15 protein-coding genes are annotated in these 18,949 nt (G+C 63.0%); 11 read left to right on the top strand and 4 right to left on the bottom strand.

The genetic code is table 11. The features are described from left to right. Positions 1-28: 28 nt before the first annotated feature. Positions 29-508, top strand: a complete 480-nt coding sequence (locus GST84_25105; GenBank protein ID XGB15449.1) for an RNA pyrophosphohydrolase — start codon at positions 29-31, stop codon at positions 506-508. A 22-nt stretch (positions 509-530) separates the two neighbouring features. Then, the gene (gene ptsP / locus GST84_25100) at positions 531-2,810 is read left to right on the top strand and encodes a phosphoenolpyruvate--protein phosphotransferase (protein ID XGB15448.1); all 2,280 of its coding nucleotides are present in this window, start codon (positions 531-533) and stop codon (positions 2,808-2,810) included. A gap of 142 nt (positions 2,811-2,952) precedes the next feature. Here ptsP and GST84_25095 read toward each other — a convergent pair whose 3' ends face one another. Then, the gene (locus tag GST84_25095; GenBank protein XGB15447.1) at positions 2,953-3,699 is read right to left on the bottom strand and encodes a hypothetical protein; all 747 of its coding nucleotides are present in this window, start codon (positions 3,697-3,699) and stop codon (positions 2,953-2,955) included. 131 nt (positions 3,700-3,830) lie between these two features. Between GST84_25095 and GST84_25090 the strand changes: the two genes are divergently transcribed. The 4 genes from GST84_25090 to GST84_25075 all read left to right on the top strand — a co-directional run bounded on the left by GST84_25090 (position 3,831) and on the right by GST84_25075 (position 8,195). Continuing rightward, positions 3,831-4,613: a TSUP family transporter gene (locus GST84_25090; protein ID XGB15446.1), complete on the top strand. Its 783-nt coding sequence runs from the start codon at positions 3,831-3,833 to the stop codon at positions 4,611-4,613. Positions 4,614-4,629: 16 nt separating this feature from the next. Beyond that, positions 4,630-5,436, top strand: a complete 807-nt coding sequence (locus GST84_25085; protein ID XGB15445.1) for a prolipoprotein diacylglyceryl transferase — start codon at positions 4,630-4,632, stop codon at positions 5,434-5,436. A gap of 51 nt (positions 5,437-5,487) precedes the next feature. Beyond that, positions 5,488-6,459, top strand: coding sequence for a thymidylate synthase (locus GST84_25080; GenBank protein ID XGB15444.1), 972 nt, complete (start codon positions 5,488-5,490; stop codon positions 6,457-6,459). Positions 6,460-6,866: 407 nt separating this feature from the next. Further along, positions 6,867-8,195 carry an IS110 family transposase gene (locus GST84_25075; GenBank protein XGB15443.1) on the top strand — a complete coding sequence of 443 codons (1,329 nt, stop codon included), beginning with the start codon at positions 6,867-6,869 and terminating at the stop codon, positions 8,193-8,195. Positions 8,196-8,260: 65 nt separating this feature from the next. Here GST84_25075 and cadR read toward each other — a convergent pair whose 3' ends face one another. After that, on the bottom strand, positions 8,261-8,704 hold the full coding sequence (gene cadR / locus GST84_25070) for a cadmium resistance transcriptional regulator CadR (GenBank protein XGB15442.1): 444 nt from the start codon (positions 8,702-8,704) through the stop codon (positions 8,261-8,263). Positions 8,705-8,787: 83 nt separating this feature from the next. Here cadR and GST84_25065 point away from each other — a divergent pair, with 83 nt between their 5' ends. From GST84_25065 to GST84_25045, 5 genes are all read left to right on the top strand, one after another. After that, complete coding sequence (locus GST84_25065; GenBank protein XGB15441.1) at positions 8,788-11,046, top strand: heavy metal translocating P-type ATPase; 2,259 nt, start codon at positions 8,788-8,790, stop codon at positions 11,044-11,046. Between the two features lie 9 nt (positions 11,047-11,055). Next, entirely contained in the window at positions 11,056-11,925 is an 870-nt protein-coding gene (locus tag GST84_25060) for a LysR family transcriptional regulator (GenBank protein XGB15440.1), read from the top strand. 119 nt (positions 11,926-12,044) lie between these two features. Then, the gene (locus GST84_25055; GenBank protein ID XGB15439.1) at positions 12,045-13,103 is read left to right on the top strand and encodes a putative 2-aminoethylphosphonate ABC transporter ATP-binding protein; all 1,059 of its coding nucleotides are present in this window, start codon (positions 12,045-12,047) and stop codon (positions 13,101-13,103) included. Between the two features lies 1 nt (position 13,104). After that, entirely contained in the window at positions 13,105-14,829 is a 1,725-nt protein-coding gene (locus tag GST84_25050) for a putative 2-aminoethylphosphonate ABC transporter permease subunit (protein XGB15438.1), read from the top strand. An 18-nt stretch (positions 14,830-14,847) separates the two neighbouring features. Further along, on the top strand, positions 14,848-15,873 hold the full coding sequence (locus GST84_25045) for a putative 2-aminoethylphosphonate ABC transporter substrate-binding protein (GenBank protein ID XGB15437.1): 1,026 nt from the start codon (positions 14,848-14,850) through the stop codon (positions 15,871-15,873). Between the two features lie 315 nt (positions 15,874-16,188). On the opposite strand, the gene GST84_25040 is transcribed toward GST84_25045, so the two are convergent. Further along, positions 16,189-17,553: a DUF3482 domain-containing protein gene (locus tag GST84_25040; GenBank protein XGB15436.1), complete on the bottom strand. Its 1,365-nt coding sequence runs from the start codon at positions 17,551-17,553 to the stop codon at positions 16,189-16,191. Then, positions 17,546-18,937, bottom strand: a complete 1,392-nt coding sequence (locus GST84_25035) for a DUF2868 domain-containing protein (GenBank protein XGB15435.1) — start codon at positions 18,935-18,937, stop codon at positions 17,546-17,548. The genes GST84_25040 and GST84_25035 overlap by 8 nt, the downstream gene beginning before the upstream one ends. Positions 18,938-18,949 lie beyond the last annotated feature (12 nt).

The following is an 18,949-nucleotide window of genomic DNA, read 5'->3' as shown; positions in this document are numbered from 1 at the left end:
GTTGACATGCGTTTGCGAGGTTGCTGCCGTGATCGACCCGGATGGTTTTCGCCCCAATGTCGGGATCATTCTCACGAATGATGCCGGGCAGGTGCTATGGGCTCGACGGATCAACCAGGATGCCTGGCAATTCCCCCAGGGTGGTATCAACCCTGACGAGACGCCGGAAGATGCCCTGTACCGCGAGCTGAACGAAGAAGTTGGCCTTGAACGCGATGATGTAGAAATTCTTGCCTGCACCCGTGGCTGGTTGCGTTATCGTTTACCACAGCGGTTGGTACGTACTCACAGCCAGCCGCTGTGCATCGGCCAGAAGCAGAAATGGTTCCTGCTGCGCCTGGTCAGCAATGAACAACGGGTGCGAATGGACCTGACCGGCAAGCCGGAATTCGACGGCTGGCGCTGGGTGAGCTATTGGTATCCGCTGGGCCAGGTTGTGACATTCAAGCGCGAGGTGTACCGACGCGCCCTGAAAGAGCTAGCACCGCGTCTGTTGACGCGCGACTGACGACGGAGTTCGACCCCGAGCCATGCTCAATACGCTGCGCAAGATCGTCCAGGAAGTAAACTCCGCCAAAGATCTCAAGTCGGCGTTGGGGATCATTGTCTTGCGCGTCAAGGAAGCCATGGGCAGCCAGGTCTGCTCGGTCTACCTGCTCGACCCGGAAACCAACCGCTTCGTGCTGATGGCTACCGAAGGCCTGAACAAGCGCTCCATCGGCAAGGTCAGCATGGCCCCCAACGAAGGCCTGGTTGGCCTGGTCGGTACCCGGGAAGAGCCGCTGAACCTGGAAAACGCTGCCGACCACCCGCGTTACCGCTACTTTGCCGAAACCGGCGAAGAGAAATTCGCCTCCTTCCTGGGTGCGCCAATCATCCACCACCGCCGTGTGGTCGGTGTACTGGTCATCCAGCAAAAGGAGCGCCGCCAGTTCGACGAGGGCGAAGAAGCCTTCCTGGTCACCATGAGCGCCCAGCTTGCCGGGGTTATCGCCCACGCCGAGGCTACCGGCTCGATCCGTGGCCTGGGCCGTCAGGGCAAAGGTATCCAGGAGGCGCGCTTCGTGGGTGTGCCGGGGTCGCCTGGCGCCGCCGTGGGGCGTGCGGTGGTAATGTTGCCGCCGGCCGATCTGGAAGTGGTCCCGGACAAGACCGTCGATGATATCGACGCCGAACTCAGGCTGTTCCAGAACGCTCTGGAAGGTGTGCGCGACGACATGCGCAAGCTGTCGGCCAAGCTCGCCACCCAGCTGCGCCCGGAAGAGCGCGCGCTGTTCGATGTGTATCTGATGATGCTTGAAGATGCAGCCTTGGGCGGAGAGGTGACCGAGGTCATCAAGACCGGCCAATGGGCCCAGGGCGCCCTGCGCCAGGTGGTTGGTGAGCACGTCAACCGCTTCGAACTGATGGACGATGACTACCTGCGTGAGCGTGCCTCCGACGTCAAGGACCTGGGGCGGCGCCTGCTGGCGTATCTGCAGGAAGCACGTTCGCAGTCGCTGGTGTATGCCGACAACACCATCCTGGTCAGTGAGGAACTGACACCGGCCATGCTCGGTGAAGTGCCGGAAGGCAAGCTGGTCGGCCTGGTCTCGGTACTCGGCTCGGGCAACTCCCACGTCGCCATCCTCGCGCGGGCCATGGGCATCCCCACGGTGATGGGCCTGGTCGACCTGCCGTACTCCAAAGTCGACGGTATTGAACTGATCGTCGACGGCTACAAGGGCGAAGTGTTCACCAACCCCAGCGAAGTGCTGCGCAAGCAGTACAGCGAAGTGGTCGAGGAGGAGCGCCAGCTTGCCCAAGGGCTGGATGCACTGCGCGAACTTCCGTGCATCACCCCCGACGGCCACCGCATGCCCCTGTGGGTCAACACCGGGCTGCTCGCTGACGTGGCTCGTGCCCAGCAGCGCGGCGCCGAAGGGGTAGGCCTGTACCGCACTGAAGTGCCGTTCATGATCAACCAGCGCTTCCCCAGTGAGAAAGAGCAGTTGGCCATCTACCGTGAGCAGCTGGCGGCCTTCCACCCGCTGCCGGTGACCATGCGAACCCTCGACATCGGTGGTGACAAGGCGCTGTCGTACTTCCCGATCAAGGAAGAAAACCCGTTCCTCGGCTGGCGCGGCATCCGCGTCACCCTCGACCACCCGGAAATCTTCCTGGTACAGACCCGCGCCATGCTCAAGGCCAGCGAGGGCCTGAACAACCTGCGTATCCTGCTGCCGATGATTTCCGGCATTCACGAGCTGGAAGAGGCGCTGCACCTGATCCACCGCGCCTGGGGTGAAGTGCGTGATGAAGGTACCGATGTACCGATGCCGCCCGTGGGTGTGATGGTGGAAATTCCAGCGGCGGTGTACCAGACCAAGGAACTGGCGCGGCAGGTGGACTTCCTGTCGGTCGGCTCCAACGACCTGACCCAGTACCTGCTGGCGGTGGACCGCAACAACCCGCGGGTTGCCGACCTGTACGACTACCTGCACCCGGCGGTGCTGCAGGCGCTGAACACGGTGGTGCGTGACGCCCATGGCGAAGGCAAGCCGGTGAGCATCTGCGGTGAGATGGCCGGTGACCCGGCAGCGTCAGTCCTGTTGATGGCCATGGGCTTTGACAGCCTGTCGATGAACGCCACCAACCTGCCGAAGGTCAAGTGGATGCTTCGCCAGATCAATATGGGCAAGGCCAAGGAACTGCTGGCCGAGGCCTTGAGCCATGACAACCCGCAGGTTATCCACAGCTCGCTGCAACTGGCCTTGAAGAACCTTGGGTTGGCGCGGATGATTGGGCCTGAAGCCAACAAGACCCTCTGACTGAGCGTTTGCCTGTTCGGGCTATTCGCGGGTAAACCCGCTCCTACGCGCGGAGCGGGGGGGCACACATCGGTGGCCTGGCACAGGCCGTTGTAGGAGCGGGTTTACCCGCGAAGAGGCCCTAACAGACAACATCAAATGCTCAGGCCAGCAACTCTATTTCACCCAAATGCCCGCCAAAAGGCCCGAAACTGCGCTCAACCAGCCGCCTTTGCCCCTTTTTATCCACAATCAGCACTGTACTCGCCCGGGTCCCGTAATTTTGGCTGGCGATGAACACGCTCGACAGCAACTGCTCAGTTGCCAACCCCACGCCTGTCTCGGGTAGATCACCATCAGCCGCGGGCTCGTTATCCGCAAGTAATGCCAGCAGCCTGTGCGGCTCCGGTGTGTCCAGCAGGCGCTGCAGCCCGTCACGTGCCTTCACCAGTTTCGGCCACGGTGTATCCAACCCGGCGTTCGAAAGCCCGTAAACCCCAGCCTTCAGCAGGCGCGGCGTGGCCTCACGGGCATGCAGATAACCCAGTTGCTGCCCGTCACCCACCAGCAGGTTGAACCCCGAGTACTGCCCACTACGGCTGGTTACCTGGTCCAGGTAAGCCTCGACCCCCAGCTCCCCTTGCAGAAACGCCGCCACCAGCTCACCCCGCGAGCGAGGCCCCGGCGCCTGGCCCGGGTCGCGGATGTTGGTCAGCGCGGCAAAGCGCTGCTGTGGGCCTACGCCCAGCCAGGTACCGCCTGCCTCCAGGTCGCGCCCGGCATGCACCCCAGGTGCATCCTCCCAGGCCGCCAAGGGCTGAGTGGGGCGGGCATAGAATTCGTCGCGGTTGGCCGCCACGATCAGCGGCAGGGCGTGCCCCGGCCGCCAGGCAAATACGATCAGGCACATGGGGTGGGCCTCCGTGTTTTTTTGTCACTGTACCCACAGGAGCAGTGCGGATCCATCCTGACACAGAGTTCACTAGAGCCCCGAGCCCGGCTTCCGTTACCATGCCGGATTGATTTTCTAGGGGAAGCCGAATGGAATTCGTGCTCTATCTGTTGTTGGGCGCCTGTGCCGGTGTGCTGGCCGGGCTGTTCGGCGTGGGCGGCGGCATCATCATCGTGCCGGTGCTGGTGTTCAGCTTTACCCTGCAGGGTTTCGACGCTTCGGTGCTGACCCACCTGGCAGTCGGCACGTCGCTGGCCACCATCGTCTTCACTTCTATCAACGCCGTGCTGGAGCACCACCGCAAGGGTGCCGTGCAATGGTCAATCTTCGCCTGGATGACCCTTGGCATCCTGCTCGGGGCGGGTGTCGGCGCCAAGACCGCCTCGCTTATCCAGGGCCCGCTGCTGCAAAAGATCATTGGCGTGTTCGCCCTGGTCATCGCCGCGCAGATGGCGCTGGACCTCAAACCCAAGGCCAGCCGTGGCGTCCCCGGCAAGCCCGCATTGATCGGCGCAGGCGGCGTAATCGGCTGGGCTTCGGCCATATTCGGCATTGGCGGTGGTTCGCTGACGGTGCCGTTCCTCACCTGGCGCAGCCTGCCCATGCAGCAGGCAGTGGCCACGTCCTCGGCCTGTGGCCTACCGATTGCTGTGGCTAGTGCCCTGAGCTTCATGCTGCTGGGGTGGCACGAGGAGCATCTGCCGCCTAACAGCCTGGGTTACGTGTACCTGCCGGCGCTTGTCGGCATTGCCGTGACCAGCATGTTTTTTGCCCGCTTCGGCGCGCGCCTGGCGCACAAGCTGTCGCCCCGTTTGTTGAAACGCCTGTTCGCAGCCCTGCTGTTCTGTGTCGGCCTCAGCTTTTTGATTTGAATCGAGAGGAAGTTCCATGCTGCCTTACCCGCAGATAGACCCCGTGGCCTTGGCCATCGGGCCGCTGAAAATCCATTGGTACGGCCTGATGTACCTGATCGGCATCGGCGGTGCCTGGCTGCTGGCCTCACGCCGGCTGAACCGCTTCGACCCCACCTGGAACCGCGAGAAGCTGTCCGACCTGGTGTTCTGGCTGTCGATGGGGGTGATTGTCGGCGGGCGCCTGGGCTATGTGCTGTTCTACGACCTGCACGCCTACCTGGCCAACCCGACGCTGATCTTCGAAGTGTGGAAGGGCGGTATGTCGTTCCACGGCGGCTTCATCGGCGTGATGCTGGCGGCCTTGTGGTTCGGCAAGCGCAACAACAAGTCGTTCTTCGAGCTGATGGACTTCGTCGCCCCGCTGGTGCCGATTGGCCTGGGCGCCGGGCGTATCGGCAACTTCATCAACGCCGAGCTGTGGGGCAAACCCACCGACGTGCCATGGGCGATGATCTTCCCGCCGTTCAGCGACCCGGCCCAGTTGCCACGCCACCCGTCGCAGCTCTACCAGTTCGCCCTTGAGGGCGTGGCGCTGTTCGTCATCCTGTGGCTGTTCTCGCGCAAGCCACGGCCGACCATGGCGGTGTCGGGAATGTTCTCGCTGTGCTACGGCATCTTCCGCTTTGCCGTGGAGTTTGTCCGGGTGCCGGATGCACAACTCGGTTACATCGCGTTCGGTTGGCTCACTCAAGGCCAGTTGCTGTGCATTCCGATGATAGTCGGTGGCCTCGTCTTGATCTGGTGGGCTTATAATCGCAAGCCCACGGCGAAACCCGCCTGATTAATCCCACGGCAGGGGCGATCCCCCTGCCGTTTTTGCTACAGGTAAGCCATGAAACAGTATCTGGACCTGGTCCGCGACGTCATCGACAACGGCACGTTGCAAGGAAACCGCACCGGCATCCGCACCATCAGCCTGCCGGGCGCGATGCTGCGTTTCGACCTGCAGAAGGGCTTTCCGGCCATTACCACGCGCAAGCTGGCGTTCAAGTCGGCGATTGGTGAAATGGTCGGTTTCCTGCGTGGCGTGAAGAACGCCGGTGAGTTCCGCGAGCTGGGCTGCAAGGTCTGGGACCAGAATGCCAACGAAAACGCCCAGTGGCTGGCCAACCCGTTCCGCCAAGGCCATGACGACCTGGGCGAGATCTATGGTGTGCAATGGCGCCAGTGGCCGGGCTACAAGCGCATCCCGCTGAGCAACCCGGCGGCCATCGAAATGGCCGAGCAAGCCGGTTTCCGCCGCATTGCCCAGGACGAAGAGGACGGCGTCGCGTTCGTCATCCTGTACAAGGCGATCGATCAGGTGCGCCAGTGCCTGGACACCATCGCCAACGACCCGGGTAGCCGCCGCATCCTGTTCCATGGCTGGAACTGCGCGCAACTGGACGAAATGGCACTGCCACCGTGTCACCTGCTGTACCAGTTCCACCCGAATGTCGAGACCAGGGAAATTTCCCTGACCCTCTACATCCGCTCCAACGACCTGGGGCTGGGCACACCGTTCAACCTCACCGAAGGTGCGGCGCTGCTGTCGTTGTTCGGCCGCCTGACCGGCTATACACCGCGCTGGTTCACCTACTTCATCGGCGATGCCCATGTGTATGAAAACCATCTGGACATGCTCAACGAGCAGCTCCAGCGCGAGCCGCTGGAGGCGCCGAAGCTGGTCATCAGCGACCGTGTGCCGGCATTTGCCGAAACTGGCAAGTATGAGCCGGAGTGGCTGGAGAAGATCGAGCCGAGTGATTTCTGGCTGGAAGGTTATGAACACCACGCGCCGATGACAGCGCCGATGGCGGTCTGATAGATCTCCATTGTTTGAACTGGCTTCTTCGCGGGTGAACCCGCTCCACAGGGTACTGCACAGGCCTAAGTCGTGCGCGGTCCCTGTGGGAGATCACCCAGCCCTTCCGGGCTGCGCTGTCGCGCAGCAAACATGAGGTGTACGGCTTTAGATCCGCAGCGACGCTGACATTTTGAAAAAGAAAAGGCGGTTGGCCCGGTAGGGCCAGCCGCCTTTTGCTTTGTTAGGGTTCGTGTGCGCGGGACAGAGATCGTAGCCAGCCGCACACCCGCGTGGGAGAGTGATCCGCACGGTATCGGCGTGAAGTCCCTGTAGGCATCAGCTGATTCAGCTGTGACCACGTATGAGAGAGTGAACCCTTTCGCCACCGTGTGCCCCGCGCGCCCTTTATCCTGCGAGGATTCATCATGGCGCGCAAGCCTTCCAAGCAACGCTTTACCGTCGTCCATCCCGATTGCGCAGCGATCGATGTCGGTGGTCGAGAGCATTTCGTGGCGGTCGATCCCCGGCACGAAAATCCCGTCCAGTCGTTCACGTCCTTTACTGACGACCTGCTCAAGATGGCTAACTGGCTTGAAAGCCTGGGGATCAAGGTCGTTGCCATGGAATCCACGGGGGTTTATTGGATTCCAATTTACGAGATTCTCAGCGAGCGCGGTTTTGAGGTTTATCTCGTCAATGCCAGAGCAACTCGGCAAATCACGGGCCGTAAATCAGATGTGCTGGATTGCCAGTGGATTTGGCAGCTGATGACTCATGGACTGCTCAGAGGCGCATTCCGCCCCGATGATCTGACCTGCTGCGTCCGGTCATTGGTCAGGCAGCGTGCTTCCAAAGTGAAAGACCAGGCGCAGACGCTGAACCGGATGCAAAAGGCCATGAGCCAAATGAACATCCAGCTGGCCAATGTCATCAGTGATATTTCCGGCGTAACTGGCATGAAGATTTTGCGAGCCATCTGCGCAGGTGAACGGGACCCAGTGCAACTGGCTGAACTGACCGACCGCCGCATCAAGGCAGGCAAGGAGGCTGTCGCTCGGAGTCTTCATGGCAATTGGCGACGCGAGCATTTGCATGCGCTAACTCAGGAATTGGCTGCCTATGACTTCCTGGAGCAGCAAATTGCTGATTGTGACGACGCCATAAAAGCCGCGTTAGAGCAGTTGCCGGTGCTGCAAAACAAGCCAGAGCCATCCAATAAGCCTTTACGGAGCCCGCACCGAAACGGTGCCCAACAGACTGAACTGCATCAGACATTGTGGAAAGTTCTTGGCGTGGACCTAACCGCAATTCCAACCATTGGGGTGGACACTGCATTAGTGCTGGCAGGGGAGATCGGTACAGATCTATCACGCTTCCCGTCCTCACAGCACTTCTGCTCTTGGTTGGGACTGGCTCCCCCTACTCGAATCTCCGGCGGTCATCGACTGGCAAGTGGTGGGCCAAAAATAGTCAATCGAGCAGCTCAAGCACTCAAGCAGGCTGCATCCAATGCCCGTAACGACAAGGGTTTCATTGGTGCATCGCACCGAGCCAGACTGACTCGAATGGATACCAGCTGCGCCATCAAGGCCACTGCGCATCAGTTGGCACGTCTGGTGTACAACCTTTTAACCAAGAAGCAGGCTTATGTTGAAAAAGGTCTTGAGGAGTTCGAAACCAGAAGCCAGGACCGGCAGGTCCGGGCTTTGCTCCGCAAAGCCCGGAAACTGGGGTATCAGCTGGTGGCCGCTTGAGTGCTTAGAAAACAGTGGGTTGTATTTTGTTTGATGAGAGCGGGTTCACCCGCGAAGAGTTTGGCTCAATGCCCGTGACTGCGCCCCACATGCGAATGTTCGGTATCCGGCACCGATACCGCCCCGTTCGTCTCCAGTTGCTGCAAGATCGCGCACTCACTCCCCTGCGCATTGCAGCGCCGCCGCAGCTCCACCAACTGCTCTTGCAATGCCACCAAGCCATCGATCCGCGCCTGAACATGCTCGATATGCTCGTCGATCAGCGCATTGACGCTGCCGCACGCGTCGTCGGGGCTGTCGCGCAGGCGTAGCAGGCTGCGAATTTCGTCCAGGGTCATGTCCAGCGTGCGGCAGTTGCGGATAAAGGTCAGCCGCTCCACATGGGCCTGGGTGTATAGCCGGTAGTTGCCGTCGCTGCGCGCTGGCTCCGGCAGCAGGTTTTCACGCTCGTAGTAGCGGATGGTTTCCACCGCGCAGTCGGTGGCTTTGGCCAGTTCTCCGATCTTCATCACGAAATCTCCAGCAAGTGGCTTGACCCTATAGTGGCTACAGGGTGTTCACTTGGCAACAGGCTCAATTTAAGGATGACCCCATGAACCAGCCTGTCAGCCACGAACACAAGCATCCGCACGATCACGATCACGCTCATGGCGATGACGACCATGGCCATGCTGCCCACGGCCACAGCTGCTGCGGCGCCAAAGCCGCACCGCCGCTGGTGCAACTGAGCGAAACGGCCAGCGCCCAGGCGCAACTCAGCCGTTTCCGCATTGATGCGATGGACTGCCCCACCGAGCAGACCCTGATCCAGGACAAGCTGAGCAAGCTGGCCGGTATCGAACAGCTGGAATTCAACCTGATCAACCGCGTGCTTGGCGTGCGCCACACCCTGGATGGCACCGCCGATATCGAGCGGGCTATCGACAGCCTGGGCATGAAGGCCGAGCCGATTGCCGCCCAAGACGATGGCAGCGCCAGCGTGCCACAACCGGCCAAGGCCCGCTGGTGGCCACTGGCATTGTCGGGCGTTGCCGCAATCGCCGCCGAAATCGTGCACTTTGCTGCACTCGCCCCGGAATGGGTGGTGGCGGGCCTGGCACTGGCAGCGATCCTCGGTTGCGGCCTGGGTACTTACAAGAAGGGCTGGATTGCCCTGAAAAACCGTAACCTCAACATCAATGCACTGATGAGTATCGCCGTGACGGGGGCCGTATTGATTGGCCAGTGGCCGGAAGCGGCTATGGTGATGGTGCTGTTCACCGTTGCCGAACTGATCGAAGCGCGCTCGCTGGACCGTGCGCGTAATGCCATCAGCGGCTTGATGCAACTGACCCCGGACATGGCTACGGTGCAGCAGGCCGATGGCCAGTGGCGCGAGCTGGAAGTGCGTGAGGTAGACATCGGCGCACTGGTGCGGGTGCGCCCGGGTGAGCGCATCGGCCTGGACGGTGAAGTGACCAGTGGGCAATCCAGCGTCGATCAGGCACCGATTACCGGCGAAAGCCTGCCTGTGGAGAAGGGGGTGGGCGACAAACTGTTCGCGGGCACCATCAACCAGGCGGGGGCGCTGGAGTTTCGCGTCACCGCCGCTGCCGGGCAGTCGACCCTGGCGCGGATCATCAAGGCGGTGGAGGAAGCACAAGGCGCGCGGGCGCCTACCCAGCGCTTTGTCGACCGTTTTTCGCGCATCTACACCCCGGTGGTGTTCGCCATCGCCTTGGCCGTGGCGCTGATACCACCGCTGTTCATGGCTGGCGCCTGGTTCGACTGGGTTTACCGCGCCTTGGTGCTGCTGGTGGTGGCCTGCCCGTGCGCGCTGGTGATCTCGACCCCGGTGACCATCGTCAGTGGCCTGGCCGCCGCTGCGCGCAAAGGCATCCTGATCAAGGGTGGCGTGTACCTGGAGGGTGGCCGCCACCTTGATTTCCTGGCCCTGGACAAGACCGGCACCATTACCCATGGCAAGCCGGTGCAGACCGACGCCAAGGTGCTGGTGCCGCTGTTCGAAGACCGTGCACAGGCCTTGGCGGCCAGCCTGGGCGAGCGTTCGGACCACCCGGTGTCCCGCGCCATTGCCGAGTTCGGCAAGCAGCAAGGCCTGGCCTTGAGCGAGGTCAGTGACTTCGCCGCCCTGGCCGGGCGTGGCGTGCGTGGCGTGATCGCCGGTGAGGTCTACCACCTGGGCAATCATCGTCTGGTCGAGGAGCTGGGGCTGTGTTCGCCAGCGCTGGAGGCCCAACTGGATGCGCTGGAGCGCCAGGGCAATACAGTGGTCCTGCTGCTCGACCGCTCCGGGCCACTGGCACTGTTCGCCGTGGCCGACACGGTCAAGGACAGCAGCCGTCAGGCGATCGCCGAATTGCATCAACTGGGTATCAAGACTGTCATGCTGACCGGTGACAATCCCCATACTGCGCAGGCCATTGCCGCCGTGGTGGGGATCGACCGCGCCGAGGGCAACCTGTTGCCGGCCGACAAGCTGAAAACCATTGAGGCCTTGTACGACCAAGGCCATCGGGTGGGCATGGTCGGTGACGGCATCAACGACGCCCCGGCGCTGGCTCGCGCCGAAATAGGCTTTGCCATGGCTGCTGCCGGCACCGACACGGCGATCGAGACTGCCGATGTGGCGCTTATGGACGATGACTTGCGGAAAATCCCGGCCTTCGTCAGGCTGTCGCGCCAAAGTGCGGCGATCCTTATGCAGAACATCGTTCTGGCATTGGGCATCAAGGCGATATTTTTGGCGATTACCTTTGCCGGCATGGCCACGATGTGGATGGCGGTGTTCGCTGATATGGGCGTGAGCTTGCTGGTGGTGTTCAACGGCTTGCGCCTTTTGCGTAAATAGAGGACGTGCATGCTGAGTGCCGAGCTGAAGGCCTTCTACATGGTGGCCCGTCTGGGCAGCATCACCCAGGCGGCGAAGAAGCTTGGCCTCAGCCAGCCCACGGTGACCACCCAGATCCGCAGCCTGGAAGGCCAGTACGCTGTGGAGCTGTTCTACCGCGGCGGGCGGCGCCTGGTATTGAGCGAGGAAGGCCTACGCCTGCTGCCGATGGTCAAGGCGCTGCTGCAGCAGGAAGCCGACATCGAGTTCGAGCTGCGCAACAGTGGCCAGGCCCAGGGCAGCTTGCGCATCGCTGCCACTGCGCCTTACTACATTCTCGACCTGGTCAAGGTCTATCGCGAACGCCTGCCGCAGGTTGAGGTAGCGGTGGAGATCGGCAATTCGCAGCAGGTACTGGAAATGCTTGAGGATTACCGGGTGGATATTGCCGCGTCGTCGCAATGGGTGGAGGACGCACGGTTGGTGCGGCGGATATTGGGCACTGACCCTTTGGTGGTGGCGGTGCACCGTAACCACCCGCTGGCCCATCGCCAGACGGTGTCGATCGAGGTGGTGTCGGGGCATTGCCTGCTGATGCGCGAGAAGGGCTCGACCACACGCAAGCTGACCGAGCAGATGATGCAGGAGGCTGGGGTCAAGGCCAGCGCCATGATGGAAATCGGCAGCCGCGAGTCGATCCGCGAAGCGGTGCTACGCAATATCGGCATCAGCGTGATTGCCCGCCATGAGGTGCCGCACAACCCTGAACTCCGGGTGCTGGCGCTGGAGAATGCGCCGGTGATGCATGAGTACCTGTATTGCCTGAAGGAACGGCGCCAGGCGAGGTTGCCGGCGGCATTCCTGGGGGTGGCGCAGGAAGTGGCCGGTTCGCAGTTCTAGATTCTTCGCGGTCCACTACTAAATCTGCCTATACCACTATCACCGGCTTTTGCCTTAAAGCCACAGAACCTTCGCACAGCCTGCCTAGCATGGCCCCATCTCTTCGATGAGGCCCTGCCATGAACCACACCACCCCCGGCGCACAGATAAAAGTGTGCAATATCCACAAGCGCTTCGGAGCCTTCACGGCGCTCAACGATGTCTCGCTGGACATCGCCGCGGGCGAGCTGGTGTGCCTGCTCGGCCCATCCGGCTGTGGCAAGACCACGCTGCTGCGTTGCATTGCCGGCCTGGAACGCCAGGACCGCGGTACGCTGTACATCGGCGAACGCGATATCTCCGATCTGTCTCCCCAGGCGCGGGACTACGGCATCCTGTTCCAGTCCTACGCGCTGTTTCCCAACCTTACCGTCGAAGCCAATATCGCCTATGGCCTGTCGGGCAGTGCTCGGGAGCAGGCCCGCCAGCGGGTGGCCGAAATGCTCGAACTGGTAGGCCTGTCGGGCAGCGAGAAGAAGTACCCAGGCCAGCTCTCCGGTGGCCAACAGCAACGTGTGGCCCTGGCCCGCGCTCTGGCACCGTCGCCATCGCTGCTGCTGCTCGATGAGCCGATGTCGGCGCTGGACGCCCGGGTGCGTGAGCACTTGTGCACCGAACTGCGTCAGTTGCAGCGCCAACTGGGCATCACCACGTTGATGGTTACCCACAACCAGGACGAGGCCATGTTGATGGCCGACCGCATTGCGGTGATGAACAACGGTCAGGTCGAGCAGTACGCCACCCCGCAGGAAATCTACGACCATCCGGCCACGCCGTTCGTTGCCGAGTTCGTCGGCCAGGGCAACTGGCTGCCGTTCCAGCGCAGCAGCGACAACCATGCTCAGGTCGGCGACATGAACATGCGCCTGGCGCCGGGGTCATCCCAGGCCAGCAGTGGCCGGCTGTTCTGCCGCCCGGAAGCGATCACGGTCAACCCGGTGGTGCACGAAGAGAACCTGTTCCCGGCCATGGTCCGTGAAATTACCTTCCTCGGTAACCGCTGCCGCATGAGCTTTGAACTCAAGGCTCTGCCAGGCCATGCCCTGCTGGCCGAGCTGGCCCCCGAGGCCATGCCGCGCCTGGGCTCGCAGGACATCTGGGTGGCGTTGCCGCCGCAGAGCCTACAGGTGTTTGCCTGAGATGGCCGCGCCAATGTCCCTGCCGTTGAGCCAGGCCAAAGCCACGCCGCGTGCTGGCATCGCCCTGGGTGACCGGTTGTTCGTCATCGGCGGCAAGAGCCTGCTGCTGATTCTGTTGGTGCTGGCCGTGCTGATGCCTTTGCTGGCGATCTTCTGGCGTGGCTTCAGCGGGGAAGCGGGCCAGGGTGGTGGCTTGCTGGCGGCCCGTGAACTGTTCGCCAGCCCCAGCTTCCACTGGCTACTTGGCAACAGTCTGTCGGTGGCCTTCACCGTCGCGGCCATTGTGGTACCGCTGGCCTATTTGTTCGCCTTTGCCCTCCAACGCACGTTAATCCCGGCCAAGGGCCTGTGGCGGGGGATTTCGCTGCTGCCATTGCTGGCACCGTCGATGCTGCCGGCCATTGCCCTGGTCTACCTGTTTGGCAATCAGGGCCTGCTGCGCGGGTTGCTCAGCGACAATATCTACGGCTTCTGGGGTATCGTGCTGGGCGAGGCTATCTACACCTTCCCGCATGCGCTGATGATTCTGCTGTCGGCACTGTCACTGGCTGATGCTCGCCTGTTCGATGCGGCCTCCAGCATGGGGGCAGGCTCGTGGCGGGCGTTCACCAGCATCACCTGGCCGGCCTCGCGCCAGGCGGTATTCGCGGCGTTTTGCCTGGTATTCACGCTGACTATCACAGACTTCGGTGTACCGGTCGTGGTGGGGGGCGACTATCAAGTGCTGGCGCTGGAAGCCTACAAGGCGGTGGTGGGCCAGCAACAGTTCGGTCGTGGAGCGCTGATCGGCATGGTGCTGCTGTTGCCGGCCCTGTTCAGTTTTACCGTCGACGCCTGGCTGCGTAGGCGCCAGGGCGAGGCCATGGGCGGCCGAGCGCAGGTATTCGAACCCAAGCCATCACGCAGCCGCGATGCCTGCTTCCTGACCATTGTGCTGCTGGTGTGCGCGGCGTTGCTGGTGGTGATCGGTATGGCGGTGTACTCCTCGCTGGTCACTTTCTGGCCCTACAACCTGTCGTTGTCGCTGCGCCACTACATGTTCGAAGACACTGCCGGTGGCGGCTGGCTGGCCTACCGCAATAGCGTGACCATGGCCATTGGCACCGCGCTGATTGGCAGCATCGTGATCTTCACCGGTGCCTACCTGATGGAGAAGACCCAGGGCCAACGCCTGCTCAACCATGCGCTGCGCCTGCTCAGCTTCATCCCCATGGCCGTGCCGGGCCTGGTACTGGGCCTGGGCTATGTATTCTTCTTCAACCTGAACGGCAACCCGCTGCATGTGTTGTACGGCGGCATGGGGTTGCTGGTGGTGTGCACCATTGCCCATTACCTGACCACCGCGCAGATGACCGCGACCACCGCCCTGCGCCAGCTCGACGGCGAGTTCGAGGCCGCCGCGCTGTCGCTGAAAGCGCCGCTGTACAGGCACTTCCTGCGTGTGACCATGCCGATCTGCCTGCCGGCGCTGCTGGATATCATCCGCTACCTGTTCGTATCGGCGATGACCACCGTGTCGGCAGCGATTTTCCTGTACAGCCCCGACACCCTCCTGGCTGCAGTTGCCGTGCTGAACATGGACGACGCCGGCAACGTTGGCGGTGCCGCCGCCATGTCCACTCTCATCCTGCTGACCAGTGCCGGCGCTTCACTGTTGCTGGCTGCAGCCTCGCGCGGCCTGCTGCGCCGCTCCCAAGCCTGGCGCCAACGCGCCGCGACCGTCTGACTTCCAAGGAACCTACCCATGCACAAGCACCTTGCCCTTGCCGCTGCCGTTTCCGCCGTGTTCAGCCTGCAGGCGTCGGCCGCCGATACCCAGCTGACGGTCTACACCGCGTTGGAAGCCGAACAGCTGAAAACCTACAAGCAGGCCTTCGAAAAGGCCAACCCGGATATCGAGATCAAGTGGGTGCGTGATTCCACCGGTATCATCACCGCCAAGCTGCTGGCCGAGAAAGACCGCCCGCAAGCCGACGCTGTGTGGGGTCTGGCGGCGTCGAGCCTGGCCATCCTCGACCAGAGCGGCATGCTTGAAGCCTATGCGCCCAAGGACCTGGGCAAGATCTCCGGTAATTATCGCGACGCCGCCAACCCGCCAGCCTGGGTTGGCATGGACGTGTGGGCCGCCACCATTTGCTTCAATACCATCGAGGCCGAAAAACAGGGCCTGAGCAAACCGGTGAGCTGGCAGGACCTGACCAAGCCTGAGTACAAAGGCAAGATTGTCATGCCCAACCCGGCCTCGTCCGGCACCGGCTTCCTGGATGTCAGTGCCTGGTTGCAAACCTTTGGCGAGCCGCAGGGCTGGGCCTATATGGACGCGCTGCACCAGAACATCGGCCAGTACGTCCATTCCGGCTCCAAACCATGCAAGTTGGCGGCGGCGGGCGAGTTCCCGATCGGTATTTCGTTCGAATACCCGGCCGTGCAGCTCAAGCGCCAAGGTGCGCCGTTGGACATCGTGCTGCCGAAGGAGGGTTTGGGCTGGGAGATCGAGGCAACCGCGGTGATCAAAGGCTCGCCCAAGGCGGATGCGGCCAAGCGCCTGGCCGACTTCTCGGCCAGCCCGGCGGCCATGGAACTGTACAAGGAAAACTTCGCCGTACTGGCCGCGCCGGGCATTGCCAAGCCGCAGACCGAACTGCCGGCAGATTATGAGCAGCGGTTGATCAAGAACGACTTTGTCTGGGCTTCGAAAAACCGTGACCAGATTCTGGCCGAATGGCGCAAGCGCTATGACGGTAAGTCGGAGAAGGTGGCAGCGCAGTGATTGGGTGAGGGCTGGTGGGGGCCCGGCTTGAGGTTTTTGTCGCCTGTGAGATCGAGCGCCGCCCGCGCGGCGCATCGCGAGCTGCGCTCGCTCCTACGTTTGTTTCGGGCCAATCATTCCTGCGGGATTTGCGCGCGTCCCCCCTTGGCGCATGCCGCGATATCGCGTCGTACAAACAAGGCGGTCGCGCGCGCCTGTCACAGGCATAACTGGCCCGAAACAAACGTAGGAGCGAGCGCAGCTCGCGATGCGCCGCGCGGGCGGCGCTCGATCTCACAGGCACCACATCCTTCAAGGCATACCCCTCGCAGCCCCTCAAATCTGCGAAACCAGCGCTTCGAGCTGCTCCTGCCGCTCAGCCTGATTCAGCTTTGCCCCTGGATTGAGGGTGGACCACTGCGGGTGCGCCCGCGCTTTGACCAACGCCTCCGGCAACTTGCCCTCACGCCAGGCCTTTTCATCCAGCTCCACCAGACGAATGCTGTCCTGTGCCGCATGCCCGCGGTTATCCAGCGCCACCATCAACTGCTGCTGACGCAAGGCCAGCAAACGCAATACCGTATCGTCCACGGTCAGCTCGCGCTTGCCCTTGAGCTTGCCCATCAACCGTGACCCATAGTTGCGCGCCGTCTGCAGCGCGCCGCCGGCAATCGCCCCGGCCAGCGCCGCTGCGCCGAGGGTAAGGCCACCAACCAGCAAATCGACCCCGGCACCGGCCGCAGCCCCCGCCGCCACACCGCTTCCCAAGCGCACGCCCAGCAGTTTCAACGTCTCTGGATTGAACAAATCATCGCCCCAGCGGCCATCCAGCAACGGCAGGTCGCTGGCATGGGCATCCTCGCGGCGGAAGGCATACAGCTTGAGCAAGGCCTCGACGCAACGCTGTTCACGTTGGCGTATGTCCTGGCGCAGCGCCTCGATGGCCCGGGCTTCTGCCGCCGGTTCGGCCTCGACACTGCGCCGGCATGCAGCGCAGTCGAGCAGCAGTTCGGCGATCAGGCGCTTGCCGCTGTGCCGGCGTGCCAGGCGCTGCGCCTGCTGGTCGTCGATCAGCCGTTGCAGTGCCGGGCGGGCGCTTTCCAGCAGCAGCGCCAGGCTTTCGTACAAACGGCGTTCGCCATCCTCTGGCGGGGCCACGCTGTCGAACCGCACCAATGCGTGAAGCCCAAGCCGGGCAAGGGCTTCACGCCATTCCGGTTCGCGGTGCTGGCTGCTGGCGACGAAGTTGAGCACCGGCAGCAACGGCTTGCCGCAGTTGGCCAGTACTTCCAGTTCGTCTCGGTACTTGGCCAGCACCGGCTCGCGCGCATCGATCACATACAGGCCGGCATTACTGGCCAGCAGTTGGCGCAATACCTTGGCCTCCTGCTCGAAACGTTGGCGCGCTTCGCTGCCCTGCAGAAAACGCTCCAGGCGGGCCGGGCCGTCCAGGCGCTCGCCCGGGCGTTCCAGACGTTCAAGGTAGTCGAGCAGCGCGATGGCATCTTCCAGGCCGGGCGTGTCGTACAGCTCCAGCAAGGGTTCACCGTCCACAGACAGTCGCGCACCTTCCACATGGCGGGTGGTGCTGGGGCGGTGGGACACTTCGCCAAAACCGACGTCGCGGGTCAGGGTGCGCAGTAGCGAGGTTTTGCCAACATTGGTATGGCCGACCACGGCCAGTTTCAGTGGCTCAGTCATGGCCATGCTCCAGCCAGGTCAGCGGTGAGGTGTCGGCATGTTGCAGGCCAAGGCGGTCAAGGGCCTCGTGCCAATCGCCCAGGCGCTCGGCATCGAGGGGCTGGCCCGGTGCGGCCTGCAGCAGCCAGATACGGGTGGCGCCGGCATTGCGCGCCAGTTCGGCGAGCAGCGCCAAACTGCCTCGGTCGGGCGAGCGGCGTGGGTCGCAGGCGATGGCCAGGCGTGCCGGTGGGAAGCGGCTGAGCTGTTCCAGCAGCCGGTTGCGTGATTCGCGGCTGTCGAGCACGCCGGCATCGGTCACGCTTTTGGGCAGGGCGGGTGGCCAGGGGCGCTGGTCATCCAGCTCCAGGCCCACCAGCAGGGCACCGCTGCTGCCGCTTTCCAGCTGCCCGGCGGCAAATTGTGGCAAGGCTTCCGGTGCGGCGTCCTGCACGCCGATACGCTCGCTGCGCGGCATCAGTGCCTCGCGCAGTTGCGCGTAGCCAGGCAGGCCCAGGTCCAGCGTCAGGCGTTCACGGCCCTGGCGCCAGCGCCACAGGCATAGCCCGGCCAGCAGCAGGCGGGGCAGCAGGCCGTATACCAGCACCACGCCGAGCAGCCAGCTGGCCCAGGCCTGGCGTGCCATGTCCAGGGCCGGCAGGCTGTCGCCGCTGGCGCGGATCATGGCTTCGTCGGGCACGGCGAAGCCTAGCAACGAGGGCAGGGCGCCCAGCGCTTGGGTCAGGTGAATGAACGGGTCGGCGGCGAGCAAGGTGGTTTCCCAGACAAAGCCATAGCGCCGGGTCGCCAGCAAGGCCAGCAGCATGCCCAGTGCGGTAAGCATCGCCAACAGCCAAAGGCCATGTACCAACAGGCCGAGCAGCCACCGGTTGAGGCGTTGACGTTGCAGCAGCACCAGCAGCGCTGGCGCCAGGTGCGCGGCCTGGGCATCGCGGGCAAAGCGTTCGCTTAGCCACAGCCACAAGCGGCCCAGCCCTGCGCCATGCTCGCCGCTCAGGGCAAAACCCATGGTCCAGCCCAGCAGCATCAGCAGGTTCAGCCCGAGCAGGCTGCCCAGCGCCCAGAACACATTCACCGGGCGCTGCCCGTCACCGAGGGCGGCCAGCCCCAGGCCTGCGCCGCTGAGCACGGCCATCAGCAGCAAGGCCAGCAGCGCCAGGCGCGCGCCCTGCTTCCAATGGCGCAGGGCGCCGGTCATGCCATCGCGCTCGGCGAGGAACAGCGCACGTGTTTCGATGCGCGTGGCCAGGTCGCCACCTAGCTGGCGGGCGTGGCGGTTGGCTTCCTGGTCTTCCAGCGGGCCGGCATGTTCTTCGCGCAGGCGTACCGCTTCGGTGAGCCAGCGCTTGTCCAGTGGCGTGGGTGCAGTCACAAGGTCTTCCATTGCACAGGTCAA

It is taken from the genome of Pseudomonas putida (assembly GCA_041879295.1).
Taxonomy (GTDB): domain Bacteria; phylum Pseudomonadota; class Gammaproteobacteria; order Pseudomonadales; family Pseudomonadaceae; genus Aquipseudomonas; species Aquipseudomonas putida_Y.
This window is presented reverse-complemented; position numbering and strand designations above follow the sequence as displayed.